Origin of the sequence: Nocardioides terrae (genome assembly GCF_900112345.1) — a bacterium.
GTDB classification, from domain to species: domain Bacteria; phylum Actinomycetota; class Actinomycetes; order Propionibacteriales; family Nocardioidaceae; genus Nocardioides; species Nocardioides terrae.
In genome coordinates this window covers 170,037-196,832 of the sequence record NZ_FOLB01000001.1, presented here as the reverse complement: position 1 = coordinate 196,832, position 26,796 = coordinate 170,037, and the positions used below count along the sequence as shown (strand labels likewise).

General features: G+C 71.8%; 22 protein-coding genes and 1 tRNA gene. 17 read left to right on the top strand and 6 right to left on the bottom strand.

Going from position 1 to position 26,796, the window contains the following annotated elements; translation table 11 throughout:
* Nucleotides 1-19 precede the first annotated feature (19 nt).
* The 4 genes from BM236_RS00925 (at nt 20) to BM236_RS00910 (ending at nt 3,412) form a co-directional block, all read left to right on the top strand.
* Nucleotides 20-385, top strand: coding sequence for a S24/S26 family peptidase (locus tag BM236_RS00925; protein WP_281247606.1), 366 nt, complete (start codon nt 20-22; stop codon nt 383-385).
* Nucleotides 386-551: 166 nt separating this feature from the next.
* Nucleotides 552-1,745, top strand: a complete 1,194-nt coding sequence (locus BM236_RS00920) for an NAD(P)-dependent malic enzyme (protein ID WP_091119151.1) — start codon at nt 552-554, stop codon at nt 1,743-1,745.
* A gap of 9 nt (nt 1,746-1,754) precedes the next feature.
* Nucleotides 1,755-2,723, top strand: coding sequence for a zinc-binding dehydrogenase (locus BM236_RS00915; RefSeq protein ID WP_091119149.1), 969 nt, complete (start codon nt 1,755-1,757; stop codon nt 2,721-2,723).
* 29 nt (nt 2,724-2,752) lie between these two features.
* On the top strand, nt 2,753-3,412 hold the full coding sequence (locus BM236_RS00910; RefSeq protein WP_091119147.1) for an SDR family oxidoreductase: 660 nt from the start codon (nt 2,753-2,755) through the stop codon (nt 3,410-3,412).
* Between the two features lie 9 nt (nt 3,413-3,421).
* Here the strand turns inward: BM236_RS00910 and BM236_RS18805 are convergent, their stop codons facing one another.
* Nucleotides 3,422-3,598 carry a DUF6104 family protein gene (locus BM236_RS18805; protein ID WP_091119145.1) on the bottom strand — a complete coding sequence of 59 codons (177 nt, stop codon included), beginning with the start codon at nt 3,596-3,598 and terminating at the stop codon, nt 3,422-3,424.
* Nucleotides 3,599-3,656: 58 nt separating this feature from the next.
* Between BM236_RS18805 and BM236_RS00900 the strand changes: the two genes are divergently transcribed.
* Together BM236_RS00900 and BM236_RS00895 are read left to right on the top strand one after the other, a co-directional pair.
* Entirely contained in the window at nt 3,657-4,313 is a 657-nt protein-coding gene (locus BM236_RS00900; RefSeq protein ID WP_091119143.1) for a TetR/AcrR family transcriptional regulator, read from the top strand.
* Nucleotides 4,310-5,113, top strand: a complete 804-nt coding sequence (locus tag BM236_RS00895; protein WP_217645174.1) for a maleylpyruvate isomerase family mycothiol-dependent enzyme — start codon at nt 4,310-4,312, stop codon at nt 5,111-5,113. The genes BM236_RS00900 and BM236_RS00895 overlap by 4 nt, the downstream gene beginning before the upstream one ends.
* Nucleotides 5,114-5,141: 28 nt before the next feature.
* Here the strand turns inward: BM236_RS00895 and BM236_RS00890 are convergent, their stop codons facing one another.
* Nucleotides 5,142-8,894, bottom strand: a complete 3,753-nt coding sequence (locus BM236_RS00890) for a multifunctional oxoglutarate decarboxylase/oxoglutarate dehydrogenase thiamine pyrophosphate-binding subunit/dihydrolipoyllysine-residue succinyltransferase subunit (protein ID WP_091119901.1) — start codon at nt 8,892-8,894, stop codon at nt 5,142-5,144.
* Between the two features lie 148 nt (nt 8,895-9,042).
* Between BM236_RS00890 and BM236_RS00885 the strand changes: the two genes are divergently transcribed.
* The 5 genes from BM236_RS00885 to BM236_RS00865 are packed head-to-tail and all read left to right on the top strand — an operon-like array spanning nt 9,043 to nt 13,025.
* Complete coding sequence (locus BM236_RS00885) at nt 9,043-9,678, top strand: hypothetical protein (protein ID WP_139229986.1); 636 nt, start codon at nt 9,043-9,045, stop codon at nt 9,676-9,678.
* On the top strand, nt 9,675-10,619 hold the full coding sequence (locus BM236_RS00880) for an LCP family protein (protein WP_091119139.1): 945 nt from the start codon (nt 9,675-9,677) through the stop codon (nt 10,617-10,619). Before BM236_RS00885 ends, BM236_RS00880 begins: the two co-directional genes overlap by 4 nt.
* A gap of 25 nt (nt 10,620-10,644) precedes the next feature.
* On the top strand, nt 10,645-12,003 hold the full coding sequence (locus tag BM236_RS00875; RefSeq protein WP_091119136.1) for a dihydrolipoyl dehydrogenase family protein: 1,359 nt from the start codon (nt 10,645-10,647) through the stop codon (nt 12,001-12,003).
* The gene (locus tag BM236_RS00870; RefSeq protein ID WP_091119134.1) at nt 12,000-12,518 is read left to right on the top strand and encodes a hypothetical protein; all 519 of its coding nucleotides are present in this window, start codon (nt 12,000-12,002) and stop codon (nt 12,516-12,518) included. The genes BM236_RS00875 and BM236_RS00870 overlap by 4 nt, the downstream gene beginning before the upstream one ends.
* 27 nt (nt 12,519-12,545) lie before the next feature.
* Nucleotides 12,546-13,025: a DUF421 domain-containing protein gene (locus BM236_RS00865; RefSeq protein ID WP_091119132.1), complete on the top strand. Its 480-nt coding sequence runs from the start codon at nt 12,546-12,548 to the stop codon at nt 13,023-13,025.
* A gap of 7 nt (nt 13,026-13,032) precedes the next feature.
* Here the strand turns inward: BM236_RS00865 and BM236_RS00860 are convergent, their stop codons facing one another.
* Nucleotides 13,033-14,769: a hypothetical protein gene (locus BM236_RS00860; RefSeq protein ID WP_091119130.1), complete on the bottom strand. Its 1,737-nt coding sequence runs from the start codon at nt 14,767-14,769 to the stop codon at nt 13,033-13,035.
* A 264-nt stretch (nt 14,770-15,033) separates the two neighbouring features.
* Nucleotides 15,034-15,106, bottom strand: a tRNA-Arg gene (locus BM236_RS00855).
* An 83-nt stretch (nt 15,107-15,189) separates the two neighbouring features.
* Between BM236_RS00855 and argS the strand changes: the two genes are divergently transcribed.
* Both argS and lysA read left to right on the top strand, forming a co-directional pair.
* A complete protein-coding gene (gene argS / locus BM236_RS00850) occupies nt 15,190-16,893 on the top strand; it encodes an arginine--tRNA ligase (protein ID WP_091119127.1) in 1,704 nt (567 codons plus the stop codon).
* Entirely contained in the window at nt 16,890-18,275 is a 1,386-nt protein-coding gene (gene lysA, locus BM236_RS00845; protein WP_091119125.1) for a diaminopimelate decarboxylase, read from the top strand. Before argS ends, lysA begins: the two co-directional genes overlap by 4 nt.
* Here lysA and BM236_RS00840 read toward each other — a convergent pair.
* Nucleotides 18,272-18,925 (bottom strand): hypothetical protein, encoded by a 654-nt coding sequence (locus tag BM236_RS00840; protein ID WP_245750055.1) that lies wholly within the window; start codon nt 18,923-18,925, stop codon nt 18,272-18,274. The genes lysA and BM236_RS00840 overlap by 4 nt on opposite strands.
* A gap of 41 nt (nt 18,926-18,966) precedes the next feature.
* On the opposite strand from BM236_RS00840, the gene BM236_RS00835 reads away from it, so the two are divergent.
* The 4 genes from BM236_RS00835 to rho all read left to right on the top strand — a co-directional run bounded on the left by BM236_RS00835 (nt 18,967) and on the right by rho (nt 24,454).
* The gene (locus tag BM236_RS00835; protein ID WP_091119123.1) at nt 18,967-20,265 is read left to right on the top strand and encodes a homoserine dehydrogenase; all 1,299 of its coding nucleotides are present in this window, start codon (nt 18,967-18,969) and stop codon (nt 20,263-20,265) included.
* Entirely contained in the window at nt 20,265-21,332 is a 1,068-nt protein-coding gene (thrC, locus tag BM236_RS00830) for a threonine synthase (protein WP_091119121.1), read from the top strand. Before BM236_RS00835 ends, thrC begins: the two co-directional genes overlap by 1 nt.
* A 5-nt stretch (nt 21,333-21,337) precedes the next feature.
* On the top strand, nt 21,338-22,249 hold the full coding sequence (gene thrB / locus BM236_RS00825) for a homoserine kinase (protein ID WP_091119119.1): 912 nt from the start codon (nt 21,338-21,340) through the stop codon (nt 22,247-22,249).
* Between the two features lie 231 nt (nt 22,250-22,480).
* Entirely contained in the window at nt 22,481-24,454 is a 1,974-nt protein-coding gene (gene rho / locus BM236_RS00820; protein ID WP_245750054.1) for a transcription termination factor Rho, read from the top strand.
* An 83-nt stretch (nt 24,455-24,537) separates the two neighbouring features.
* Here rho and BM236_RS00815 read toward each other — a convergent pair whose 3' ends face one another.
* The gene (locus tag BM236_RS00815; RefSeq protein WP_091119114.1) at nt 24,538-26,751 is read right to left on the bottom strand and encodes an MMPL family transporter; all 2,214 of its coding nucleotides are present in this window, start codon (nt 26,749-26,751) and stop codon (nt 24,538-24,540) included.
* Nucleotides 26,752-26,796: the final 45 nt, after the last annotated feature.

Genomic DNA, 26,796 nt, shown 5'->3' with positions numbered 1-26,796 from the left:
GGCTGCGACACTACTCCGCGTGTCGCGTCGCTCTCCACAGGTACCCGGTTCGCGCTCGCGCGCGCGGTGGGGGCTCGCTCGCGTGCGTGGCGAGTCGATGGATCCGACCCTCCTGCCGGGGGATCGGCTGTTGGTCTCCTACCGCCGCGCCGGGCAGGAGGGGGACGTCGTCGTGGCCCGCCTCCCCGACGGCACCATCGCGGTCAAGCGCGCCGTCGAGAGGCGTACGACGCGCACCGGCGGGCCCGGCTGGTGGCTGCTCAGCGACAACCCCGGTGCGGGCGTGGACTCCCGGCACCGCGGCGTGATCCCGGAGGCGGACGTCCTGGCCGTCGTCCTGCTCCGGATGTGGCCGCGACCCGGGCGGATCCGGCGTCCGTTGTGAGCCAGACCATAGCCGCGGTCGGGCGACGGGCAGCGTCATCCGTGCCAGACTCGAAGGACCGGTTCATCCCGTCCGCGACCACCCTTCGCGTCGACCTCGCCTGACACCCCCCGGGCGGCCACCTCCTCACAGGCCAGCATCCTGCTGGCCGCACAGAGAGCAGCCCATGAACGTCCCCACGAACGACACCTGGCGCCCCCACGCCGGCGACCCGGTCTTCGACCTCCACGCCGGCGGCAAGATGGAGATCGCGCTGTCGGTGCCGCTGAGCGGCAACGAGGAGCTCTCGCGGGCCTACACGCCCGGAGTCGCCCGGGTGTGCTCGGCGATCGCCCGCGACCCCTCCCTGTCCCAGCACTTCACCTGGGTCCCCAACACCGTCGCCGTGGTGACCGACGGGACCGCGGTCCTCGGCCTCGGCGACATCGGGCCGGCCGCGGCGATGCCCGTGATGGAGGGCAAGGCGGTGCTGTTCAAGCAGTTCGGCGGCGTCGATGCCGTGCCGATCTGCCTGGACACCACCGACGTCGACGAGATCGTCGAGACGGTCATCCGGATGGCGCCCAGCTTCGGCGGCATCAACCTGGAGGACATCTCCGCACCGCGGTGCTTCGAGATCGAGGCGCGGCTCAAGGAGCGCCTCGACATCCCCGTCTTCCACGACGACCAGCACGGCACCGCGGTCGTCACCCTCGCCGCGCTGTGGAACGCCCTGCGGCTGACGGGACGCACGGTCGAGTCGACCCGCGTGGTGATCTCCGGCGCCGGCGCTGCCGGCGTCGCCATCGCCAGGATCCTCGTCGAGGCGGGCGTGAAGGACCTGTGCGTCACCGACCGCAAGGGCATCGTGAGCTCCGATCGCGAGGACCTCACGCCGGTGAAGCGGACGCTCGCGGAGCTGACCGCCGACCGCCACGGGCACGCCGGCTCGCTCGCGGACGCGCTGCGCGACGCCGACGTCTACATCGGCGTCTCCGGCGGGACGGTCCCTGAGGAGCTGCTCGCCACGATGGCTCCCGAGTCGATCGTCTTCGCGATGGCCAACCCGGACCCGGAGGTCCACCCCGACGTGGCGCACCGGTACGCCCGCGTGGTCGCCACCGGCCGCTCCGACTTTCCCAACCAGATCAACAACGTGCTCGCGTTCCCCGGCATCTTCCGCGGTGCGTACGACGCCCGGGCCACCGCCATCACCGAGGGGATGAAGCTGGCCGCCGCCCGGGCGCTGGCCGACCTGGTGGGGGACGACCTCAGCGAGCACCTCGTCATCCCGTCGCCGTTCGACCCTCGGGTCGGTCCGTCCGTCGCCGGCGCCGTGGCCGGCGCGGCCCGCGAGGACGGCGTCGCGCGCGCCCGTTAGGTTGGATCCATGTTCGCCGTCTACGCACAGTCGATCTCCCGTGACGACCCGCTGAGCGGCCTGGTCGTGGGGGAGCGGCCCGACCCGGTCGCGCCCGAGGGCTGGGCGACGGTCACGGTCAGGGCCGCGAGCCTCAACCACCACGACCTCTGGTCGCTCAAGGGCCAGGGCCTCAAGGACGAGGCGCTGCCGATGATCCTCGGCTGCGACGCCGCCGGCGTGGACGAGGACGGCAACGAGGTGGTCGTCCACTCCGTCATCAGCTCCCCGGACTGGGTCGGCGACGAGACCACCGACCCGAAGCGGTCCCTGCTCTCGGAGCGCCACCAGGGCACCTTCGCGGACACGGTGGTCGTGCCGCGGCGCAACCTGGTGCCGAAGCCCGAGGGCCTCTCCTTCGAGGAGGCCGCGTGCCTGCCGACGGCCTGGCTCACGGCCTACCGCATGCTCTTCACGCAGGGGAATCTCAAGGCCGGGGACAGCGTGCTCGTCCAGGGGTCCGGCGGCGGCGTGGCCACCGCGCTCATCACGCTGGCCAGGGCCGGCGGGCTTCGCGTCTACGCCACCAGCCGGGACGAGGACAAGCGCAGGCGGGCCCTCGAGATCGGCGCCCACGAGGTGTTCGAGAGCGGCACGCGGCTCCCTGTGAAGGTCGACGCGGTGATGGAGACCGTCGGTCGGGCCACCTGGGCGCACTCGGTGCGGTCCCTGCGTCCCGGCGGCGCCATCGTCATCTCGGGCACGACGTCCGGCCCGGACCTCGACGACGCGCTGCTGACCAACATCTTCTTCCTCCAGCTCCGGGTGATCGGGTCGACGATGGGCACCAAGGCCGAGCTCGGCTCGCTGGTGCAGATGCTCGACGCCACCGGCACCCGGCCGCTGATCGACCGGGTGATCCCGATGACCGACGCCCGCGACGGGTTCGAGGCGATGGCGAAGGGCGACCTCTTCGGCAAGGTCGTGCTGACCCGATGAGGACCAGGTGAGGGCCAGGTGAGGGCCCGATGAGGCACCTGGTCACCGGTGCCGGTTCCGGGATCGGCCGCGAGCTGGCGCTGCGCCTGCGCGACCGCGGCGACGAGCTGGTGCTCCTGGTGCGCGACCCGGCCAGAGCCGCCGACTTCCCCGACGCGACCGTCCTCGTCGCCGACCTCGGCGACCCCGCGGCGATCGAGGCGCTCGCCCTGCCGGATCGGCTCGACTCGGTGGTCCACGCGGCCGGAGTCGTCGAGCTCGGCAGCGTCTCCGAGCTCGACGCGGCGGCCTGGACCGCCCAGGTCGCGGTCAACCTCGTCGGGCCGGCGCTGCTCACGCGGGTGGCGCTGCCCGCGCTGCGCGCCGCTCGGGGGACCCTCGTGATGGTGAACTCGGGAGCCGGCCTGCGGGCGAACCCCGGCTGGGCGGCGTACGCCGCCTCGAAGTTCGGCCTGCGCGCGCTGGCCGACGCCGTGCGCGCCGAGGAGCGGGCGCACGGCGTCCGGGTCACCAGCGTCTTCCCGGGGCGCAGCGCCACCCCCATGCAGGAGAAGGTGCACCGTCAGGAGGGCAAGGCGTACGACGCCTCGGACTGGGTCCGGGCGGCGACCGTCGTCGACACCATCGTCTCGGTGCTCGACCTGCCGCCCGACGCCACTGTGCCGGAGGTGTCGGTCACCCCGCGCTGAGCGGGCATATCAGTCCTCGGGGTCGTCGAGCCGGGCCAGCCAGGTGGCGAACCGCTCGACGGCCGTCTCGAACTCGGGGTTGACGTCGACGAACGCCTGCAGCTGCTCGGCCAGCCAGGCGAGGGTGACCTCGTCGTCACCGCGCCGCCTCTCCAGCTCCTCGATGCCGCGATCGGTGAAGTACATGCCGACATTCTCGCAAAGCGCTTGACGGACGCCGCACGACGGGCGCATTCTCCTAATCATGTTAGGCGAAGCGAATCGGGATAGGGTCTCCGAACGTCGTGAGGCGACTCGGCGTGAGATCCTCGATGCGGCCTGGGCGCTCGCTCGCGAGGTCGGCCTGGCGGGGATCACGCTCCGCGACATCGCGCGCCGGGTCGGGATGCAGGCGCCGTCGCTCTACACGCACTTCGCTTCGAAGAACGCGATCTACGATGCGATGTTCGCTCAGGCCTGGTCGACGTACGAGCAGGTCGCAGAGCGCGACCTCGCCGAGCTGGCGAACGAGGCGCGTGCCGCGGTCCAGCAGGTGTCGCGGACATTCTTCGACTTCGCGGTGGCCGACCTGGCGCGCTACCAGCTGATGAACCAGCGCACCGTCCCGGGTTTCGAGCCGAGCGCGGAGTCCTACGCCCCTGCCGTGCGCATCCTGGAGCGGGGCGTGGCCGTCTTCGGACAGCTCGGCCTGGAGGATCGCGCCGACTTCGACATCTGGCTGGCGCTGATCGGCGGGCTCGCCGACCAGCAGCACGCGAACGACCCGGGCGGGGACCGTTTCTCACGGCTGCTCGTCCGCGCCGTCGACATGTGGGCCGACGCCGTCGGCCTTCCTCCCTCCGCGTCGGCCGCTCGGGAGTCGCGCACCGCGAGAAGAGCACCGAGAAGAGCACCGAGATGAGCACCGAGAAGAGCATGAACACCGCCAAGCCCCAGTCCGGTCAGCAGGTCCGTGAGACGCCACGACGCCCGCGCCTGGACAGGCGGACGTCGGCCCGGCTGGCCGCGGCCGAGTACGACAGGTTCGCCGACGCGCTGGCCGAGCTCGCGCCCGAGGACTGGGCGAAGCCGACCGACTGCCCCGACTGGGACGTGCGCCAGGTCGCGTGCCACACCGTCGGGATGGCGGCGATGGCCGCCGGGATCCGCGAGCAGCTGCGCCAGCAGAGGGTCGCCGCCGCCGAGGCGGCCGCGGCCGGCGTACCGTTCCTGGACGCGCTCACCGCGCTCCAGGTGCGTGAGCGGGCCGGCTGGACGCCGCAGCGCGTCCTGGCCGAGATGCGGTCGATCGGTCCTCGTGGCGCGCGCGCCCGGCGACGCGTGCCGTCCCTCCTGCGGCGCCGGGCGATCCCGCAGAAGCAGCTCGTCGCCGACCGTGAGGAGACCTGGACGCTGGCCTTCCTGGTCGACACGATCCTCACCCGCGACCCGTGGATGCACCGGATGGACATCGCCCGCGCGACCGGACGGTCGCCGGTCCTCACCGCCGACCACGACGGCACGATCGTCGGCGACGTGGTGGGGGAGTGGGCCGAGCGGCACGGCCGCCCCTACCGTCTCCGGCTGACCGGGGCCGCGGGCGGCGACTGGACAGCCGGAGAGGGTGGGCAGGTCATCGAGATGGACGCGGTCGACTTCTGCCGCGTCGTCTCCGGCCGGGGCTCGGGCGGCGGGCTCCTCCTCGCGGAGGTCCCGTTCTAGAGCCCGAGCCCGGGCCTGGCAGCAGAGCTCAGGCGAACGCCCGGTCGAGCAGCACCGACTGCTCGGCCAGGTGGCGCTTCACCGTGCCGACGGCCGTCGTGCTGGACGCCTGGCGGGTGATCGGCTCGACGGCGATGCCGAGCTGCGGCACCACGTTGAGCGCGTACGACGGCCACGGACCCTGGTTGAACGGCTCGTCCTGGACCCAGCGCACCTGCTTGAGGTTCGGGTACTTGGCCAGCTCGGCCTTGAGCTCCTCGACCGGCCACGGGTAGAGCTGCTCGACGCGCGCGATGGCGAACTTGCCGCCGTTCTCCCGCTTGCCGCGGTCGACCATGAGGTCCCAGGTGATGCGCCCCGAGCACAGCAGGAGCGTCTCGACCTGGGCGGGGTCGGCGGTGGCGTCGCCCACGACGGTCTGGAAGGAGCCGGTCGTGAAGTCCTCCGGCCGCGAGGCGGCCTCCTTGCGACGCAGCATCGACTTCGGGGTGAGCACGATCAGCGGCCGGTGGAACTCACCGAGCGCGTGCCGCCGCAGCAGGTGGAAGTGCGACGCGGGCGTCGACGGCTGGGCGACCACGAAGGCGTCGTCGGCGGCGAGGGTCAGGAACCGCTCGATGCGCGCCGAGGAGTGGTCGGCGCCCTGGCCCTCGTAGCCGTGCGGCAGCAGCAGCACGACGCCGGAGTCCTGGCCCCACTTGGTCTTGCCCGAGGAGATGTACTCGTCGATGACCGTCTGGGCGCCGTTGACGAAGTCACCGAACTGCGCCTCCCACAGGACCAGCGCGTCCGGGCGGGCGACCGAGTAGCCGTACTCGAACCCGAGCGCGGCGTACTCCGAGAGCAGTGAGTCGTAGACGTAGAACTTCGCCTGGTCCTCGGTGAGGTTGGCCAGCGGCGTCCACTCGTCGGCGTTGTGCCGGTCGATGATCGTCGCGAACCGCGAGGCGAACGTGCCGCGGCGCGAGTCCTGGCCGGCGAGGCGGACCGGGCGGCCCTCCATCAGCAGGGAGCCGAAGGCGAGCAGCTCACCGGTGCCCCAGTCGATGCCGCCCTCGGTGATCGAGGTCGCGCGGCGCTGGAGCTGGGGCATCACCTTCGGGTGGACGGTGAAGCCCTGCGGCGGGGTGACGTAGGCGTCGGCGATCCGCTTGAGGACCTCGGGGGAGACGGCTGTCTGGGTCTCGCCGGCGGGCTTCTCGGGGTAGTCCGGGACGGTGGTCCACGCCTCGGGCTTCTTGTCGGCCTCGCGGACCTCGGTGAACACGCGCTCCAGCTGGTTCTGGTAGTCGCGCAGGACCTCCTCGGCCTCCTCGATCGTGATGTCGCCACGACCGATGAGGGACTCGGTGTAGAGCTTGCGGACCGACCGCTTCTGCTCGATGAGGTCGTACATGAGCGGCTGGGTGAACGACGGGTCGTCGCCCTCGTTGTGGCCGCGACGGCGGTAGCAGACCAGGTCGATGACGACGTCCTTGTGGAACGCCTGGCGGTACTCGAACGCCAGCCGGGCGACCCGGACGCATGCCTCGGGGTCGTCGCCGTTGACGTGGAAGATCGGCGCCTGGACCATCCGGGCCACGTCGGTGCAGTAGAGCGAGGAGCGCGACGAGCCGGGGGAGGTGGTGAAGCCGACCTGGTTGTTGATCACGACGTGCACGGTGCCGCCGGTGCGGTAGCCGCGCAGCTGGGAGAGGTTGAGCGTCTCCGCGACCACGCCCTGACCCGCGAACGCCGCGTCGCCGTGGACCAGGAGCGGGAGGACCGGGAAGGCCTCGCCCTGGTTGAGCACGTCCTGCTTGGCGCGCGCGATGCCCTCCAGGATCGGGTCGACGGTCTCGAGGTGGGACGGGTTCGCCGCGACCGACACGTTGATGGTGTCGCCGGAGCCGGCCACGAACTCGCCCTCGGCGCCGAGGTGGTACTTCACGTCGCCGGAGCCCTGGACGGTGCGCGGGTCGATGTTGCCCTCGAACTCGCGGAAGATCTGGTTGTAGGACTTGCCCACGATGTTGGCGAGCACGTTGAGCCGGCCACGGTGGGCCATGCCCATCACGACCTCGTCCAGACCGGCCTCGGCGGCCGCCTCGCAGATCTCGTCGATGACCGGGATCGCGGTCTCGCCGCCCTCGAGGGAGAAGCGCTTCTGCCCGACGAACTTCGTCTGCAGGAACGTCTCGAAGGCCTCGGCCTCGTTGAGCTTGAGCAGGATGCGCAGCTGCTCCTCGCGCGGGGTCTTCTCGTGCGGGCGCTCCACTCGCTCCTGGATCCAGCGCCGCTGCTCGGGGTCCTGGATGTGCATGTACTCGATGCCCGTGGTCCGCACGTAGGAGTCGCGGAGGATGCCGAGGATGTCGCGCAGCTTCATGAACGGCCGGTCGTGGCGACCGAAGGAGCCGGTCGGGAACTCCCGCTCGAGGTCCCACAGGGTCAGCCCGTGGTTCTCGACCTCGAGGTCGGGGTGGCTGCGCTGCTTGTACTCCAGCGGGTCGGTGTCGGCCATCATGTGGCCGCGCACCCGGAAGGCGTGGATCAGCTCGAGGACCCGGGCCTGCTTGCTGATCTGGTCGTCGTGGCTGGTGGCGACGTCGACGTTCCAGCGGATCGGAGTGTAGGGGATCCGCAGCGAGCGGAAGATGTCGTCGTAGAAGCCGTTCTTGCCGAGCAGCAGCTCGTGCATCACCTTGAGGAACTCGCCCGACTGCGCGCCCTGGATGACGCGATGGTCGTACGTCGACGTGAGGGTCATGACCTTGCTGATGCCGGTCTTGGCGATCGCGTCGGCGCTGGCGCCCTGCCACTCGGCGGGGTACTCCATCGCGCCGACGCCGATGATGGCGCCCTGCCCCTTCATCAGGCGCGGCACCGAGTGGACGGTGCCGATGCCGCCGGGGTTGGTGAGGCTGACCGAGGTGCCCTGGAAGTCGGCGACGGTGAGCTTGTTGTCACGCGTCTTGCGGACGAGCTCCTCGTAGGCCGCCCAGAAGCCGGCGAAGTCCATCGCCTCGGCACCCTTGATGCTGGGCACGAGCAGCTGGCGCGAGCCGTCGGGCTTGGGGACGTCGATCGCCAGGCCGAGGTTGATGTGAGCCGGCGTGATCAGGTTGGGCTTGCCGTCGATGACGTCGTAGCCGACGTTCATCTCGGGCATCGCCTTGACCGCCTGGACCAGCGCGTAGCCGATCAGGTGGGTGAAGGAGACCTTGCCGCCGCGGGCCCGGGCGAGGTGGTTGTTGATGACGGTGCGGTTGTCCCAGAGCAGCTTGACCGGGACGCTGCGCACCGACGTGGCGGTCGGGACGGTCAGGGAGACGTCCATGTTCTGCGCGGTGCGCATCGGGGCGCCGCGCAGCACGGTGTAGGTCGGCTGGTCGGCGGCCTCCGCCTTCGCGGGGACGGGCGCGTCCTTGGGGACCGGGTTGGTGGTGCCCTTGGCCGGCTCGGCGGCCTTGGTGTTGTCGGGGCGCGGCTTCGCGACCGGTGCGGGCGCGGGCGTGGCGGCCGCGGGCTTGGCCGCGGGCTTGGCCGCCGGCGTCGACTGCTCGGGGGCCGCCGGGGCCGCGGGGGCGGCGATCTTGGCGGTGCCGTTCTTGTTGCCCGCCGTCGCAGGGGTTCCGTTGCCTGCCTCGAAGAACTTCTTCCAGACCGGATCCACGCTGCCTGGATCCTTCTTGTACTGGTCGTACATCTCCTCAACGAGCCACTCGTTCGCGCCGAACTCGGCGGGGACCTCGGTGGAGTTGGGGGACGGGTTGCCTGAAGGCTGCGGCACGGCTTGGATCGCCTCTTCCGGAAATGAGCGCGCTGTCGATGCGGTGGAACGAGTTCCGGTCGTCAAGGCTAGACCCACACGCCACCAAATGCAGGCGTCGGGGTCCGCATTCCGGCATGGTGTCGTGGACACCACACGAACGGGAGAGCGAAGGGCCATGAGACGACGGACCACGAGGGTCCTGGCGGCCATTCTGGTGAGCGGGATCACGCTTGCGGGATGCAGTACCGGCGACCACGACGAGCGCTCCGGGGACGCGTCGGCGCGCAGCGACGGCGCCTCGGACGGCGCCGACGCCGCCACCGCTGCCCGGGCACAGGTCGCGACCGTCACGGGCAGGCTCCCCGCGGCAGGACGCGACGCACTGGCCGAGGCGGTCGGGAGCGTCGTCGACGACTGGCTCGACGCCGCCTACCTCGGCGACTTCCCCCGGTCGGACTACTCAGCGGCGTTCGCGGCCTTCACCCCCGGGGCGGCGGTCAAGGCACAGGGCGACCTCGCCCTGATGACCAACGCGGCCATCTCGGACCGGCTCGACAAGGCCGACGCGACGAGCCGCTCGGTGTCGCTCGACGTCCTGGCCGTGAAGCAGAAGCCGGTCGGCGTGACCGCCACCGTCGACCTGGCCTTCGAGACCGAGGGAGCCCTGACCGGCCCGCAGGAGGTCACCGGCACCCTCGACCTCACCCCTGACGGCGACGGCTGGAAGGTCTTCGCGTTCGACATCACGCGTACGCCGGCCGCGCCGGCCGCGCCGGCCAGCCCCACCGAGACCCCGGAGAGCGGATCATGAGCGCCCTGACGAACACCCTGGGTCGGCTGCTGAGGCGCCGGGCGGCGGCGACGGTCGCGCTGGCCGGCGTACTCGGGCTGACGCTGGTGGCGCTGCCCGGCGACGTCAGGCACGAGCCGGACACCGTGCTGGTCGCGACCGAGCACGCCAAGGGCGTCGACATCGGCCGCGACGTCGTCTGGGTGCTCGCCGTCGGCTCGGACGCGCGGCCGGGCGAGGACATGACGCACAGCCGCGGTGACGCGATCCAGATGGTCGGGATCAACACGAGGACCGGGGCGGCAGCCATCCTCGGCGTGCCGCGCGACTCCTGGGTGGACATCCCCGGCCACGGCTCGAACAAGATCAACGCGGCGCTCTACTTCGGCGGCCCGAAGCTCTTCGGCCAGGTGGTCGGCGACCTCGTCGGCATCCAGCCCGACTACGTCTTCATCACCCGCTTCGAGAAGTTCCAGGACCTCGTCGGTCAGATGGGCGGCATCGACATCGACAACCCCTTCTACTTCGACGACGAGGCGCTGAAGAAGAACGGGTTCCAGCCGGGGCACATCCACCTGACCGGCTACGAGGCGATGGCCTACTCCCGCATCCGGCACGCGCTGCTGCGCGGCGACTTCGACCGGTCGGCCCACCAGCAGGTCGTCGTCAAGGCGATCCAGAGGAAGGTGCGCCGCAACCGCGACAAGGCCGGCTTCATCGCCAAGGGCGTCCTGTCGGCGATGAGGGACCTGCACACCGATCTCTCGCCCGTCGAGCTCTTCAAGCTCGGCCACGTGCTCGCCGACATCGACCCCGCCAAGGTGACCAACTGCGTGGTCCAGGGCGACATCGGGAACATCGCCGGGCAGAGCGTCGTGCTGCCGTTCGTGCAAGAGGCCCACGAGATGGGCGAGGATGCCAAGAAGGACGCAGTGATCTCGAAGTGCATCAGCCCCTGGTGAGCTGACCCGAGCGAAAGGCGAGCGCATGCCTGAGGTTGACCTGGTCGTGATCGGAACCGGCCCCGGCGGCGAGGCGCTCGCCAGCCGGGCGGCGTCCTCGGGACTCGAGGTGGTGGCGGTCGAGGCGCACCTGGTCGGGGGCGAGTGCCCCTACTACGGCTGCATCCCGACCAAGATCATGGTGCGCGCCTCCGACGCCCTCGCGGAGGCCAGGCGCGCGGGCGAGCTCGCCGGTGACGTGTCGCTCGAGCCGTCGTGGGCGCCGGTCGCCGCACGCGTCGCGGAGGCGACGGCCGACTGGGACGACGCGGTCGCGGTCAAGCGGCTCGAGGACGCCGGCGCCGTCGTCCACCACGGCACCGGCCGGCTCGACGGGCCGCGCCGCGTGGTGGTGACCCTCGCCGACGGCTCCGAGACCACCTACACGGCGCGGCGCGGGGTGGCGCTCGACCCGGGCACCCGTCCGGCCGTGCCGCCGGTCGACGGGCTGGAGGGAACGCCCTACTGGACCAACCGGGACGCCGTGCGCGCCACCGCCGTCCCGGCCTCCCTCGTCGTGGTCGGAGGCGGACCGATCGGCGTCGAGCTGGCCCAGGCGTTCGCCCGCTTCGGCTCTCGGGTCACCGTCCTCCAGCACGGCGAGCGCCTGCTCGAGCGCGACGAGCCCGAGGCGTCCGCGCTCCTCGAGCAGGTCTTCATGCGCGAGGGGATCCGGGTGCTCACGCGGGCGGAGCTCGCCACGGCGGCGTACGCCGATGGCACCTTCACCCTCGGGCTCGCGGACGGCACCCGGCTGAGCGCGGAGCGGCTGCTGGTCGGTGCGGGTCGCATCCCGAACCTGGACGGGATCGGCCTGGAGTCGGTCGGTCTCGACCCGCATGCGGTGAGCGTCGACGAGCGGATGCGGGCCGCCGACGGCCTGTGGGTCATCGGCGACGTCGCCGGGCACGGCGCCTTCACCCACCTGTCGATGTACCAGTCGGAGATCGCCGCGCGCGACATCCTCGACGAGGACGGCCCGACGGCGGAGTACCACGCCGTGCCCCACACGACGTTCACCGATCCCGAGGTGGCGGGCGTCGGGCTCACCGAGGCGGACGCCCGGGCGCGTGGGCTCGACGTGAAGGTCGGGCAGACCGACCTGGGCGCCTCCTCGCGGGGCTACACGCACGGCCCGGGCAGCGACGGACTGGTCAAGGTCGTCGAGGACGTCTCGACGGGCGTGCTGGTCGGCGCCGCCGTCGTCGGCCCGTACGCCGGCGAGATCATCTCAATGCTGACCCTCGCCGTCCACGCGCGGATCCCGGTGGCGACGCTGCGGACGATGATCTACGCCTACCCGACGTTTCACCGGGCCATCGAAAGCGCACTGTCCGAGCTGTGAGGATCCCGGCGTCCACCCTGGACGGACTCGAGAGCACCAGCGAGGCGCGCGCCGCGGTGTGGCTGCGGCGCGCCTTCCTGGTGCTGCTGCTCTGCTTCGTCGCCGCGGGGCTCGCCGGCCTGCTCGGCGTACGCAGCACGACGTCGGAGGCGAGCGAGTCCGGCTGGACGCTCTCGCTGCGGCACGCGGCGGTGGCCCGACCAGGGCTCGACGTGCCGTGGGAGGTGACGGTCACGCATGCGGGCGGCTTCGACGACGACGTCACCATCGCGGTGACCGGCGCCTACTTCGACATCTTCGAGACGCAGGGCTTCAACCCCGAGCCGTCCGACGAGACCCGTGACGCGGACACGCGCTACCTGACCTTCAAGAAGCCCGAGGGGGACACCCTGATCATCTCCTACGACGCCTACATCCAGCCGGCCTCGCAGATCGGCCGCTCGGGCACGGTCAGCGTCGTGGACGACGGGCAGCGCGTGGCGTCGGTCGACTTCCACACGTTCCTGATGCCCTGATCGCCCCAGAGACCGAGAGGAACAGGCATGGAGATCGTGCTCCGGGCGCTCGTCGTCTTCGTCTTCCTGTGGATCGTCACGCGGGCCGCGGGCCGGTCCACGCTCGGGGAGCTCAGCGCCTTCGAGCTGCTGCTCTACGTCACCATGGGCGACCTCGTGCAGCAGTCCGTCACCCAGCAGGACTACTCCGTGACCGGCGCGATGCTGGCGGTGGGCACGTTCGCGCTGCTCACCGTCGGCCTGGCCTGGCTGCAGTGGCGCCTCCCGGGCACCCGGCCGGTCGTGACCGGCAGGCCGGTGCTCGTCTTCGCCGACGGGCGGCCGCTGGAGGGCCACATGAGGCGTGAGCGGCTCTCGGTCGCCGACGTCCTCGTCGCCGCGCGGGAGCAGGGCATCCTGCGCACAGCGGAGATCGAGTACGCCGTGCTGGAGGCGGACGGGAAGATCTCGTTCTTCACCTTCGCCGACAGCAGCGGCGCACCCGACTCAGGGCCGGCCCAGGGGTGACCCGCGCTCAGCGCGCGGTGAGGGCCGGGTCCTTCGGCACGGGCTTGTCCTTCTGCCACGCCGGCGGGTCGTAGGCGTAGAGGGTGCCCGCCGCGCCGCGGACGAAGTCGACGTACCCGTGGGCGGACGCGGGGATCTGGTGCCGGGTGGCGGCGCCGCGGGCCAGGTACATCGTGCTGAAGCCGTGCGCGTGCGCGGCCTTGAGCACGCGGAGCCCGAACCTCTGCCCGCCGGACAGGTTCGAGAGCACCTTGATCTGCACCCGGTTCTGCCAGTTGGAGCCGTAGGCGCGCCGTGCGCTGGCAGCCAGGCTCGCGAAGGCGGTGTTGAGGACGGCGGTCTTGGCGAACGGGCGGATGTCCTTCACCTCCCACTCGACCGAGAGGCCGCGGGCGGCGTTCTGCTGGAAGGTCATGTCGGCGTTGCGCAGGCCGCGCCGCTTCCTGATGCCCGACCACACCCGCGTCTCGAACCGGCCCCTCCCGAGCCACCGCGGGTTGTACGGCGCCCCGTGGGCGTTCACCCAAGTGAGGTGCCCGGGCTGGGACGCCTGTCGGGTGCCGCCGCGCCGGGCGGCGAGCGTGGAGTAGGACAGGTGCCCGTCCTGGTCGATCCACTGGTAGCGGCGGGCGGCCGCGTTCGCCGTGCCCCGCCGCGAGTCGCCGACCGTGCCGCCGGCGCCCTTGGCCCTGGCGTTGTTGTGGTAGAGCGCCCGCCCGGGTGCGGCGTGGGCGAGATGGCCGACGACGGTCTCGAAGCTCGGCTCCGAAGCGGCCTTCGAGCCGTTGAGGTCGAGGTCCGCGACGGCGATGTAGAAGCCGTTCGGCGGTACGACGCTCGGGAAGGTCGCCTCGCCGTTGACGTCGGTCGCCACGAGCTGGTTGACCGGCGTGGAGGAGCCGTTGGCGTAGCCGGTCAGCCGGGCCGGAGCGCCCACCACCGGCTGGCCGTACTGGTCGGCGAGCTGCGTCCGGATGACGTAACCGCCGGCGTAGGGGATCGCGGTGGACCGCACGTGGGTGACGATCTGGGCGTAGAGGGGCGTCTCGACGGCCTCCGACGAGACGCCGTCGGTGACGCGGACGACCGCGCGGCGGGCCGCGACCTGGGCCGGGCTGAGGGTCACCGGCAGGCGGAAGTAGCCGCCCGACGGAGCAGCGGCGGCGGCGACCGGCGCGGAGGTGCCGAGCGCCGGGGCGATCGCGGAGTGCACAGCCGTTCCGGTCGTCCTGCCGGACACCCGTGCCTGGGTCAGGCCGGTGAGGCGGGAGGTGTAGAAGCCGAGCGGGACGGCCGAGCAGGTGCCCTTCACGACCTTGATCCGCGGACGGACGAACGGTCCACAGAGGGTCTCGTGCGTGGAGGGGTCGGTCTTGTTGGGCTCGGTGAACTGCGTGCCCCCGGTGGGGGAGAGCATGAGGTCCTCGACGACGTCGCTGCTCGTGCTTCCGTCGGTGAGCGAGGCGGTGGCCTGGAGGTCGACCTTGCCGCTGATAGCCGTCACCCACGTCGTGTCCACCATGCCCGCGCTCGGCGTCAACGGGCCGCCGATGGGGGACCAGTTGGCCCCGTCGTCGGTGCTGTAGCTCAGCTGGACTGACTTTCCACTCGTGCCGAGCAGCAGGTGGACGCCGCTCCCGGTGCGGGCCGTCTGGGCATCGACGGGGGTGTAGAACACGACGGCCGCGACGGTGGTGTCCGCGTGTGCGATGTCGATGCTCGCCGTCGGTGCGACGGCGGCCACTGCCGCTGCTGCGGCGACGAGTCGTCGCCTCGGATGAGTACCAAGCAGCGCCATCGCACCGCCCCTCCGCTCGGCGCCCTGCGAGAGCAGTGGCGCATGTGATTGGTGTGACCTGTGTGACGGAACCGTAACCCCAGATCGCGCAGCCGTCACCCCGTTGGGCAAAATACGCATCGACACGCCGCCTCGGTGCTTGACAAGTCGAGGTGGAGAAAATGCAGAGCGGCCCCAACCGTCGTACGGTCAGGGCCGGCATCTCGAGGGCGCCTCCGGCAGGATTCGAACCTGCGGCACCTGGTACCGGAAACCAGTGCTCTATCCCCTGAGCTACGGAGGCCCGCACCGCTGAGCGATGCGGGCATGACCCTACCGGGCGATATCGGTGCAGGTGAAACCGGGCGCCCCCGATAGGCTTGACCGGTGACCCCTGAGCAGCTCTCCACCGCGATCGTCGACGTCCTGACGACGCTGTCCGACGACGGTGTCCTCGCCCTCCCCGACGGCGTCCCGGCCAGCGTGACGGTGGAGCGACCGCGGCAGAAGGGTCACGGCGACTACGCCACCAACGTCGCGCTGCAGCTGGCGAAGAAGGCGCACACGAACCCGCGCTCGCTCGCGGAGCTGATCGGTGCCCGGCTCACCGAGCACGACAGTGTGGCGGGCGTGGAGGTGGCGGGGCCCGGCTTCCTCAACGTGACCGTCTCGACCGGCGCCCAGGGCGCGGTCGCAGCGCAGGTCGTCGCCGCCGGGCCGGCGTACGGACACACCGAGACGCTCGCCGGACAGCGGATCAACGTCGAGTTCATCTCGGCCAACCCCACCGGCCCGCTCCACCTCGGGCACACCCGCTGGGCGGTGCTCGGTGACGCGATCGGCCGGGTGCTCTCCGCCGCCGGCGCCGACGTGACGCGCGAGTTCTACATCAACGACCGCGGCGTGCAGATGAACCACTTCGCCGCCTCGATCATCGCCGCGGCCACCGGTCAGGAGAAGCCCGAGGACGGGTACGCCGGCGGCTACATCGACGACCTCGCGAAGGCCGTCGGTGACGCGGTGCCCGGGATCTTCGAGCTGCCCGAGCCGGAGCGGACGGCCGCTGTGCGGGCCAAGGGCTACGAGCTCCAGCTCGCCGAGCAGCAGGAGTCGCTCGAGAGCTTCAACACGCACTTCGACGTGTGGTTCTCCGAGCTGTCGCTGCACGAGGAGGGCCAGGAGGACGGCGGCGTCCCGCACACCCTCGAGCGGCTCAAGGACCTCGGGCACGTCTACGAGGAGGGTGGCGCGCTGTGGATGCGCACCACCGACTTCGGTGACGACAAGGACCGCGTCCTCATCAAGTCCGACGGCGAGCTGACCTACTTCGCCTCCGACACCGCCTACTACCTCAATAAGCGCGCCCGCGGCTTCGACCACTGCATCTACCTGCTCGGCGCCGACCACCACGGCTACGTCGGCCGGCTGCGGGCGATGGCCGCCTGCGTCGGCGACGACCCCGACCAGACGCTCGACGTGATGATCGGGCAGCTGGTCAAGATCCTGCGGGAGGGCCAGGAGGTCAAGCTCTCCAAGCGTGCCGGCAACATCGTCACCCTGACCGAGCTGGCCGAGGAGATCGGCGTCGACGCGCTGCGCTACTCGCTGGCCCGCTATCCCGCGGACAGCCCGCTGACGCTCGACATCGCCGAGATCACCAAGGCGTCCAACGACAACCCGGTCTACTACGTGCAGTACGCCCACGCGCGGACCTGCGCGATGCTGCGCAACGCCGCCGACCTCGGCATGGTGCTGCCGGCCGGCCTCGCCGACGGCTCGGCCACGGAGTTCGACCCCTCGCTGCTCGCCCATGAGCGCGACGGCGAGCTGCTGCGCGCCCTGGCGGAGTTCCCCCGGGTGGTGGCGGCGGCGGCGGAGCTGCGCGAGCCGCACCGGGTCGCGCGCTACCTCGAGGAGACCGCCTCCGTCTTCAACAAGTGGTACGACACCAAGGAGTGCCGGATGCTGCCGCAGGGCGACGAGCCGGTGATGCCTGCGAACATCGCCCGGATGGTGCTGGTCGTCGCGACCCAGACGGTCGTCGGCAACGGCCTCGCCCTGCTCGGCGTCTCCGCCCCGGAGCGGATGTGAGCGGTCGGGTCCCGCCGGGCGACTACGCCGGCACGTCGCCGTTCTGGCTGCGCGAGCCCCAGGACGTCAACGCGCTCGTACCGGCGCTGTGGCCGGCGACGGCCGAGAAGGTCGACGGCGTGCTGCGCGTCGGCGGTCTCCCGGTCCCGGACGTCGTTGCGAACGTCAACACCCCGGCGTACCTCCTGGACGAGGAGGACTTCCGCACCCGCGCCCGGGCGTTCCGCGACGGGTTCGCCGACTACGACGTCTACTACGCGGGCAAGGCGTTCATCTCGACGGCGGTGGCCCGATGGGTCGTCGAGGAGGGTCTGCTCCTGGACGTCTGCTCCGACGGCGAGCTGACCGTCGCGCTGCGGGCCGGGGTCGACCCGACGCGGATCGGCTACCACGGCAACAACAAGTCGGCCATGGAGCTGCGCCGGGCCGTGCACGAGGGCGTGGGGCGGATCATCGTCGACTCGTTCGTCGAGATCGAGCGGGTCGCCGACGTCGCCGGCGAGCTCGGCGTGCTGCAGCCGGTGATGGTCCGCGTGACCGCCGGCGTCGAGGCGCACACCCACGAGTTCATCGCCACCGCGCACGAGGACCAGAAGTTCGGGTTCTCGATCAGCTCGGGCTCCGCCTTCGAGGCGGTGTCGCGCGTCCTCGCCGCCGGGAGCCTCGACCTGCGCGGGCTGCACAGCCACATCGGCAGCCAGATCTTCGACACGTCCGGCTGGGAGGTGTCCGCGCGTCGGGTGCTCGCCCTGCACGCCCGCATCGGTGACGAGCTGGGCCATGTGATGCCCGAGCTCGACCTCGGCGGCGGCTTCGGCATCGCCTACACCACCCAGGACGACCCGGCCGACCCCGCCGACCTCGCGGCGCAGATCACCCGGATCGTGAAGGGCGAGTGCGCGGCGCTCGGCATCGACGTCCCCCGCCTCTCGATCGAGCCGGGCCGCGCCATCGTCGGCTCGTCGATGATCACCGTCTACACGGTCGGCACGGTCAAGCAGGTGCAGCTGGACGGCGGAGCCAGCCGGACCTACGTCAGCGTCGACGGCGGGATGAGCGACAACATCCGGACCGCGCTCTACGACGCCGACTACTCCTGCACGCTCGCCTCACGCACCTCGGCGGCCACGCCGGTGCTGGCCCGGGTCGTGGGCAAGCACTGCGAGTCCGGCGACATCGTGGTCAAGGACGAGTTCCTGCCCGGCGACATCCAGCCCGGCGACCTCGTCGCGGTGCCCGGGACGGGTGCCTACGGCCGCTCGATGGCGTCGAACTACAACCACGCGCTCCGGCCGCCGGTCGTCGCCGTGCGCGACGGGTCCTACCGGGTCATCGTCCGCCGCGAGACGGTCGACGACCTGCTCGCGACCGACGTGGGCTAGAGCCCGCGCAGCGCCTCCAGCACCGCCCGACCACGAGGTGAGAGCCGGTAGCCGACCGGCAGGCTCTCGGTCAGCCCCAGCTCCTTGAGCCGTCGTACGTCGGCCTTGAACGGCTTCTTCTCGCGTCCGATGCTGGCCGCGATCGTCTCGGCGAGCTCGGCCGGACGCGCCTCGATGAGCTCGAGGTGCTCGCGGGTCCACGGCCCGCGCCGGCTGCGGCGGTCCATGGCGGCGAGCCGGTCGAGGACCTCGGCGACCTGACGCCGCCCGGGCCGCTTCGCCCGCAGCGCGACCCGCTCGTCGGCCCCGGCGAACCGCACGCCGACCCGGTAGACGTCGCCGTCCTTCCGGGACAGGAACGCCCGGAGCCGGGCCAGGTCGGTGCCCGCCCGGCGGGCGTCCTCGTCGGTGAGCTCTGCCGGGTCGACCTTCGCGACCTCGGTGAACTCGACCACGCCGATCCGGGTCCGCTGCCGCCCGCCGGCCACGTGCATCGGCCGGGTCCACGTCCGGAAGGCGAGGTCGATCTCGCCGGAGGCGATCCGGTCGAGATCGGCGTTCGGGAAGAGCACATCGGCATCCTGCCAGCCGGCCCCGGTCGTGCTGACGGTCCATACCTCGACGAACCAGCGGTGTCCGCGGACGGTCACCCCTGGGCGCGAGACCCTCGACCGCCGATACCCTTGCCAGCATGCGTCCCCTCAAGGTGGCGGTGCTCGGCTGCGGCTCCGTCGGATCCCAGGTCGTGCGGCTGCTCACGGAGCAGGCCGGCGACCTCGCCGCCCGGGTCGGCGCACCCGTCGAGCTGGCCGGCGTCGCCGTGCGCCGTCTCGATGCGCCGCGCGAGGTCGACGTACCCCAGGCCCTGCTGACCACGGACGCCCTCGCCCTCGCGCGCCGCGACGACGTCGACGTGGTCGTCGAGGTGATCGGTGGGATCGAGCCCGCGCGCAGCCTGATCCTGGCCGCGCTGGAGAGCGGCGCGAGCGTCGTGACGGCCAACAAGGCGCTGCTCGCCGAGGACGGCGCCACCCTGTTCGAGGCGGCCGAGAAGGCCGGGCGCGACCTCTACTACGAGGCGGCCGTGGCCGGTGCCATCCCGATCCTGCGTCCGCTGCGGGAGTCGCTCGCCGGTGACCGGGTCACCAAGGTGATGGGCATCGTCAACGGCACCACCAACTACATCCTCGACAAGATGGACACCCACGGCTCCGGCTTCGACGAGGCGCTGGCCGAGGCGCAGGAGCTGGGGTACGCCGAGGCGGACCCGACCGCCGACGTCGAGGGTTTCGACGCCGCCGCGAAGGCCGCCATCCTCGCCAGCCTCGCCTTCCACAGCCGGGTGACCGCCAACGACGTGCACCGCGAGGGCATCTCCGACGTGACCGCCGCCGACGTCGCCAGCGCGAAGGCGATGGGCAGCGTCGTGAAGCTGCTGGCGATCGCCGAGCTGCGTGCGGTTCCCGGGGGAGACGAGGCGGTGAGCGCCCGGGTGCACCCGGTGATGATCCCGCGCAGCCATCCGCTGGCGAGCGTGCGCGAGGCGTTCAACGCCGTCTTCGTCGAGTCCGAGGCCGCCGGCGAGCTGATGTTCTACGGCCGCGGCGCGGGCGGCGCACCGACCGCGAGCGCCGTGCTCGGCGATCTCGTGACGGTCGCCCGCAACCGGATCCAGGACACCACGGGCGCCGGCGAGTCGGCGTACGCCGACCGGCAGGTGCTGCCGATGGGCGAGACGATCACCCGCTACCACGTGTCGCTCGACGTCGCCGACAAGGCGGGCGTGCTCGCTGCGGTCGCGACCGCGTTCGCCGAGCACGACGTCTCGATCCAGACCGTGCGCCAGGAGGGCCGGGACGCCGACGCCCAGCTGGTCGTCGTCAGCCACCAGGCGACCGACGCCCAGCTCGCCGCGACCGTCGAGGTGCTGCGGGGGATGGACATCGTTCGCGACGTCACGAGCGTCATGCGTGTAGAGGGAGAGCTGTGATGACGAGCCACCAGTGGCGCGGCGTGATCGAGGAGTACCGCGACCTCCTCGACATCCCCGCCGGCACCCCCTCGGTCACGCTCGGCGAGGGCGGCACCCCGCTCGTGCGCTCGGAGTGGCTCTCGGGGCTCACCGACGGCGAGGTCTGGCTGAAGGTCGAGGGCCAGAACCCGACCGGGTCCTTCAAGGACCGCGGCATGACCGCCGCCATCTCGGTCGCCGTGCACGAGGGGGCCAAGGCCTGCGTGTGCGCCTCGACCGGCAACACCTCGGCATCGATGGCGGCCTACGCCGCCAAGGCCGGCCTCACCCCGATCGTGCTCGTGCCCGACGGCAAGATCGCCGCGGGCAAGCTCGCCCAGGCGCTGGTCCACGGGGCGCAGGTGATCCAGGTCCGCGGCAACTTCGACGACTGTCTCAAGCTGTCCCGCGGCCTCGCCGACCACTACCCGGTCTCGCTGGTCAACTCGGTCAACCCGGTCCGGCTCGAGGGCCAGAAGACGGCCGCCTTCGAGATCGTGGACCGGCTCGGCGACGCACCCGACTACCACCTGATGCCCATCGGCAACGCCGGCAACATGTCGGCCTACTGGCTCGGCTATCGGCAGTACGCCGACGCCGGCAAGGCGACCAGGAAGCCGGTGCTGCGCGCGTTCCAGGCCGAGGGCGCCGCCCCGCTGGTGCTCGGCCGGCCGGTGGAGTTCCCCGAGACCAGGGCGACGGCCATCCGGATCGGCAACCCGGCCTCCTGGGAGCTCGCCGAGGCGGCCCGGGAGCAGTCCGGCGGCCGGTTCGCGGCCCTGCCCGACGAGAAGATCCTCAGTGCCCAGGCCGACCTGGCCCGCCGCGACGGCGTCTTCGTCGAGCCCGCCTCGGCCGTCGGCGTCGCGGGCCTGCTCGCGGAGGTCGAGGCCGGTGAGTCCTACGCCGGCAAGAGCGTTGTCATCACGGTCACCGGGCACGGCCTCAAGGACACGATCACGGCGCTGGAGTTCTTCGGCGATATCCCGCAGGTCGTCGTCGACGCCGACATCGACGCGGCGGCCGCCGCGGCCGGCCTCGTCTGACCCGGATGACGTCGTTCGTCCCGGGCCCGGTGCGGGTCACCGTGCCCGCCACCTCGGCGAACCTCGGCCCCGGCTACGACTCGCTCGGCCTGGCGCTCGAGCTGCGCGACGCCCTCGAGGCGGAGGTGACCGGGTCCGGCCTGGTCGTCGAGGTCGAGGGAGCGGGCGCCGACGACGTGCCACGCGACGAGAGCCACCTCGTCGTCCGCTCGATGAGGGCTGCCTTCGACCTGCTCGGGCAGCAGCCCCCGGGGCTGCGGCTGAGCTGCCGCAACGTCGTACCCCACGCACGCGGGCTCGGCTCGTCCTCGGCGGCGATCGTCGGTGGGGTGGTGCTCGCCCGCGCACTGGTCGCCGGTGGCGAGCTGCTCATGGACGACGGGGCCGCCTTCCGGCTGACGGCCCGGCTCGAGGGGCACCCGGACAACGTCGCGCCGGCGTTCCACGGCGGGTTCGTGATCTCCGGCAACGAGACGGGGAGCGACTTCTGGGCGGTCAGCGCCTCGGTCGACCCGCGTGTCGGCGCGGTCGTCTTCGTGCCGCCCACCGGGGTGGAGACCAAGGTCGCGCGCGGCCTGCTGCCGGCCGAGGTGCCGCACGCCGACGCCGCCGCCGACGCGGCACGGACCGCCCTCCTCGTCGCCGCACTGGCCAGCCAGCCCGAGCAGCTGCACCGGGCGACCCGCGACTACCTGCACCAGGACTACCGGCGCCCGGCCATGCCCGACTCGTTGGCCCTCGTCGACGCGCTGCGCGCCGATGGCGTCGCGGCTGTGGTCTCGGGTGCCGGGCCCACGGTGCTCGCCTTCACCGACAGCGACGGGTCGAGCCTGACCCATGACCTGCTGGCCCGCTGTCCCGCCGGGTGGTCGGCGCAGCACCTCGCCGTCTCTCTCGACGGCGCCCGCGTCGAGTGACCGGGCCGGAATCAGACACGCGGGCGGCGTGTTGTGACAGTCATTCCGCGCCGCACAGCTCGGCGTGGCATCATGAGGACCGATCGGTCCGCGATGCGGAAACCCTCTTCCCTCACCCCGCGCAGTGAACCCTGCCCCGACCGGGACCTCCATGAACGAGGGAAGCCTCAACACCAGGTCAGCCGCCGGCGGTACGCCGGCTCAGGCTGTGATACGTGGGAAGGACCTCACGTGACGGAAACCATCGAACCCACTGCGGCGGGCGCCGAGAGCGCCCCGAAGAAGCGCGGTGGGCTCAACGCGATGCTGCTCGCGGACCTCAAGGCCATGGCGAGCGGCATGGGCATCTCCGGTGCCGGGTCGATGAAGAAGGCCCAGCTCATCGATGCCATCAAGGCCGCCCAGCCGAGCGGCGGCCGTTCAGCGGCCGCCTCCGCCTCCACCGCCTCGACCTCCAGCGAGGGCGACGCCCCGAAGGCGGACACCCGCAAGCCGCGCCGCGCTCGCGGCGCGAAGGCTGCCGAGGACCGGGCCGAGCAGACGCCTGCGCCCGAGACCGCGCGCGCCCCGCAGGAGGAGGCCCCCCCGGCCGAGACCCGCGACCGCGGTGAGCGGCGTGGACGCCAGGCCGAGCGCCAGGCCGAGCAGGACGACCGCCAGGACCGGGCGGAGTCGCGCGCCGAGCAGGACCGGCAGCAGGGTCAGCAGCAGGGTCAGCAGCAGGGCCAGCAGCAGGACCGCAACCAGCAGCGGGGCCAGCGCAACCAGGGCGGCAACCAGGGCGGCAACCAGCGCAACCAGGGCGACCAGGCGGCCCAGGGCGACCAGGCAGATCGCAACCAGGACCAGCGCAACCAGGACCAGCGCAACCAGGACCGGCCGGACCGCAGCCAGCACGGCCAGGACCAGGACGAGCAGGGCCACCAGGGCAACCAGGCCCAGGACGCCGACGGTGAGGGCGGCAGCCGTCGGAACCGCCGCCGTCGGGGTCGTGACCGCGACCGCGAGCGCAACCCGCAGCGGCAGGGCGGCCAGCGCAACGAGCCGGAGGTCGACGTACGCGACGACGACGTGCTGGTGCCCGCGGCCGGCATCCTCGACGTGCTCGACAACTACGCCTTCGTCAGGACCAGCGGCTACCTGCCCGGCCCCGACGACGTCTATGTCTCGCTGTCGATGGTCCGCAAGCTCGGCCTGCGCCGCGGCGACGCGATCACCGGCCAGGTGCGCCAGCCCCGCGAGGGGGAGCGCAAGGAGAAGTTCAACCCGATGGTGCTCATCGACACCGTCAACGGCGCCGACCCGTCGGCGGCGACGACCCGGGTGGAGTTCTCCAAGCTGACGCCGCTCTACGCCAACGAGCGACTCCGGATGGAGACGGGCGCCGACAACATGATCGGCCGGGTCATCGACATCGCCGCTCCGATCGGCAAGGGCCAGCGCGGCCTCATCGTCTCGCCCGCCAAGGCCGGCAAGACGATGATCATGCAGTCGATCGCCAACTCGATCACGACCAACAACCCCGAGTGCCACCTGATGGTCGTCCTGGTCGACGAGCGGCCGGAGGAGGTCACCGACTTCGAGCGCTCGGTCAAGGGCGAGGTCATCTCCTCGACCTTCGACCGGCCCGCCGGCGACCACACGATCGTGGCCGAGCTCGCCATCGAACGGGCCAAGCGGCTCGTCGAGCTCGGGCATGACGTCGTCGTGCTCCTCGACGGCATCACCCGCCTGGGCCGGGCCTACAACCTGGCGGCCCCGGCGAGCGGTCGGATCCTGTCGGGCGGCGTGGACTCCGCGGCGCTCTACCCGCCGAAGAAGTTCTTCGGCGCGGCCCGCAACATCGAGAACGGCGGCTCGCTCACCATCCTGGCGACGGCGCTCATCGAGTCCGGCTCGAAGATGGACGAGGTGATCTTCGAGGAGTTCAAGGGGACCGGCAACATGGAGATCCGGCTGCGCCGGGACTTCGCCGACAAGCGCATCTTCCCGGCCATCGACGCCGTCCAGTCGGGCACGCGTCGCGAGGAGCTCCTCATGAGCAAGGAGGAGCTGGCGATCGTGTGGAAGCTGCGCAAGCTGCTCTCCGCCCTCGACGGCCAGCAGGCGCTCGAGCTGCTCCTGGAGCGGCTCAAGAAGACCCAGAGCAACATCGAGTTCCTCCTCCAGGTGCAGAAGACGACCCCGGGCTCCGACCAGGGCTGAGCCGGCTGCAGGACGACGAGGCGCCCGCCGCGGGATATACCCGCGGCGGGCGTCTCGTGCTGTGCAGGCCGGGACGCGACCGGTCAGTGCTGCGGCACCGGCTCGGCGTCGCCGGCGTCGCCGGCGCCGACGACGGCCGGCGTCGGCTCGTCCAGGGCGGCGCCCTCGAGGTCGACCCGGGGCAGCAACCGGTCGAGCCAGCGTGGCAGCCACCAGGCCCGCTCGCCGAGGACGGCCATCACGGCGGGGATCAGCGTCATCCTGACCACGAAGGCGTCGACCAGGATGCCGAAGGCGAGCGCGAAGCCGACCGACTTGATCAGCCCGCTCTCGAGCATGAAACCGGCGAAGACGGCGCCCATGATGAGGGCGGCCGCCGTGACGACCCGGGCGCCGTGCCGGAAGCCCTCGGTCACCGACCGGATCGGGCCAGCCCCGTGGACGTGCTCCTCCCGCATGCGCGAGACGAGGAACACCTGGTAGTCCATCGCGAGTCCGAAGAGGATCCCGATCGCGATGATCGGCAGCAGCGACATGATCGGCGCGGGCTCGAGACCGAACAGGTCCGCCGCGAAGCCGTTCTGGAAGATGCCGACCAGGGCGCCGAGGGCGGCTCCGATGGAGAGCAGGAATCCGGCGACGGCCGTGAGCGGCACCAGGATGGACCGGAACGCGATCACCAGCAGCACGAACGCGAGCCCGACGATGACCGCGAGGAACGGGATGAGCGCGTCGGCGAGCCGTTCGGAGACGTCGATGTTGACCGCCGTCTGCCCGGTCACCAAAACCTGGGCGTCGACGTCGTGCTCGAGCACCTCGGCACGGTCCCGGACGTCGTGGACGAGCTGCTTCGTGGCGTCGGTCGAGGGACCGCTCTCGGGCGTGAGCGAGATGACGGCCGTGTCGCCGGCCGGGTTGAGGACCGGCCTGCCGACGTTGGCGACGCCGTCGACGTCGTCGATCCCGCTGGCGACGGCCGCCGCCGAGTCGGCGACGTCATCGCCCGCTCCGCCGGCGACGACCAGAGTGAGGGGGCCGTTGAAGCCGGGCCCGAAGCCCTCGGCGAGCAGGTCGTAGGCCTGCCGGTTCGTCGCGCTCGGCGAGGCGGTCGAGTCGTCCGGCAGGCCGAGCCTCAGCCCGAAGACCGGGAGCGCGCAGGCGCCGAGCAGCACGGTGGTGACCAACGCGGCGACCACGCGGTGGCGCGTCACCAGCCGGGCCCATCGGGCGCCGAGGGTACGCCGACCGGCGTCGCTCGAGGCCTCGTCGATCTGCTGCGCCGACGGGCCGCTTCGCCGGCGCCCGGCGATCCTCGTCCCCGCGAAGCCGAGCATCGCCGGGACGAGGGTCAGGGCGACCGCGACCGCGATCACCACCGTCGCCGCGGCGGCCAGGCCCATGCCGGTGATGAACGGGATGCCGACGACGCTGAGCGCGGCGAGCGCGATCACGACCGTGGCGCCCGCGAAGACGACCGCCGTGCCGGCCGTCGCGATGGCCCGCGCGGCGGAGTCCTCCAGGGGCATGCCACTCGCCAGCTGGCTGCGGTGGCGGGACACGATGAAGACCGCGTAGTCGATGCCGACCGCGAGACCGAGCATGAGCGCGATGGTCGGCGCCTCGTCGCTGAGGTCGAAGACGGCCGTGGCGGCGGTGATGCCGGCCAGGCCCGTGGCGACGCCGACGATCGCCGTGAGCAGCGGCAGCCCGGCCGCGATGAGGCTGCCGAAGGTCAGCAGCAGCACCAGCGCCGCCACCGGGAGGCCGATGAACTCGGTGAGTCCCGACTCGTCGGAGTCGACCACCGCGTCACCTCCGAGCTCGACCTGCACGCCGGCGTCCTCGGCGGTGTCGGCGGCCCGGTGGACGGCGACGCGAGTGGCGTCGTCGAGCTCCTCGCCGGTGTCCTCGAAGCCGACCTGGGCGAGGGCGATCCGCCCGTCGGGGGAGACCAGGCCGTCAGCGAACGGGTCACCCGCCTCCTGGACGCCGGGGACGGCGGCGATCTGGGCAACCGCGTCCTGGACGGCGGCTCTGCTCGCGCCGGACAGCGTCTCGCCCTCAGGAGCGGCGAAGACGATCCGGCCCGACGCGCCGTTGGCGGCCGGAAGACGGTCGGAGAGCAGGTCGATGGCTCGCTGCGACTCGGTGCCGGGCATGGTGAAGGCCCCGGAGGTGGAGCCGCTCATGGTCGCCGCGCCGACGCCGAAGCCGGCGAAGATCACCAGCCAGATCAGCGCGACCAGGCGCCGGTGGCGGAACGCGGCGCGGCCGATGCGGGACAGTAGGTAGGCCATGGGTAGGTCCTCACGGGTTGGGAGCGGCACGCGTCGTTCGCGGCC

Excerpts from the sequence above, each read along its gene's own strand:
- BM236_RS00920 (WP_091119151.1), top strand. The coding sequence starts at position 552 with ATGAACGTCCCCACGAACGACACCTGGCGCCCCCACGCCGGCGACCCG.
- BM236_RS00915 (WP_091119149.1), top strand. The coding sequence starts at position 1,755 with ATGTTCGCCGTCTACGCACAGTCGATCTCCCGTGACGACCCGCTGAGC.
- BM236_RS00910 (WP_091119147.1), top strand. The coding sequence starts at position 2,753 with ATGAGGCACCTGGTCACCGGTGCCGGTTCCGGGATCGGCCGCGAGCTG.
- BM236_RS18805 (WP_091119145.1), bottom strand. The coding sequence starts at position 3,598 with ATGTACTTCACCGATCGCGGCATCGAGGAGCTGGAGAGGCGGCGCGGT.
- BM236_RS00900 (WP_091119143.1), top strand. The coding sequence starts at position 3,657 with ATGTTAGGCGAAGCGAATCGGGATAGGGTCTCCGAACGTCGTGAGGCG.
- BM236_RS00895 (WP_217645174.1), top strand. The coding sequence starts at position 4,310 with ATGAGCACCGAGAAGAGCATGAACACCGCCAAGCCCCAGTCCGGTCAG.
- BM236_RS00885 (WP_139229986.1), top strand. The coding sequence starts at position 9,043 with ATGAGACGACGGACCACGAGGGTCCTGGCGGCCATTCTGGTGAGCGGG.
- BM236_RS00880 (WP_091119139.1), top strand. The coding sequence starts at position 9,675 with ATGAGCGCCCTGACGAACACCCTGGGTCGGCTGCTGAGGCGCCGGGCG.
- BM236_RS00875 (WP_091119136.1), top strand. The coding sequence starts at position 10,645 with ATGCCTGAGGTTGACCTGGTCGTGATCGGAACCGGCCCCGGCGGCGAG.
- BM236_RS00865 (WP_091119132.1), top strand. The coding sequence starts at position 12,546 with ATGGAGATCGTGCTCCGGGCGCTCGTCGTCTTCGTCTTCCTGTGGATC.
- BM236_RS00835 (WP_091119123.1), top strand. The coding sequence starts at position 18,967 with ATGCGTCCCCTCAAGGTGGCGGTGCTCGGCTGCGGCTCCGTCGGATCC.
- thrC (WP_091119121.1), top strand. The coding sequence starts at position 20,265 with ATGACGAGCCACCAGTGGCGCGGCGTGATCGAGGAGTACCGCGACCTC.
- thrB (WP_091119119.1), top strand. The coding sequence starts at position 21,338 with ATGACGTCGTTCGTCCCGGGCCCGGTGCGGGTCACCGTGCCCGCCACC.
- BM236_RS00815 (WP_091119114.1), bottom strand. The coding sequence starts at position 26,751 with ATGGCCTACCTACTGTCCCGCATCGGCCGCGCCGCGTTCCGCCACCGG.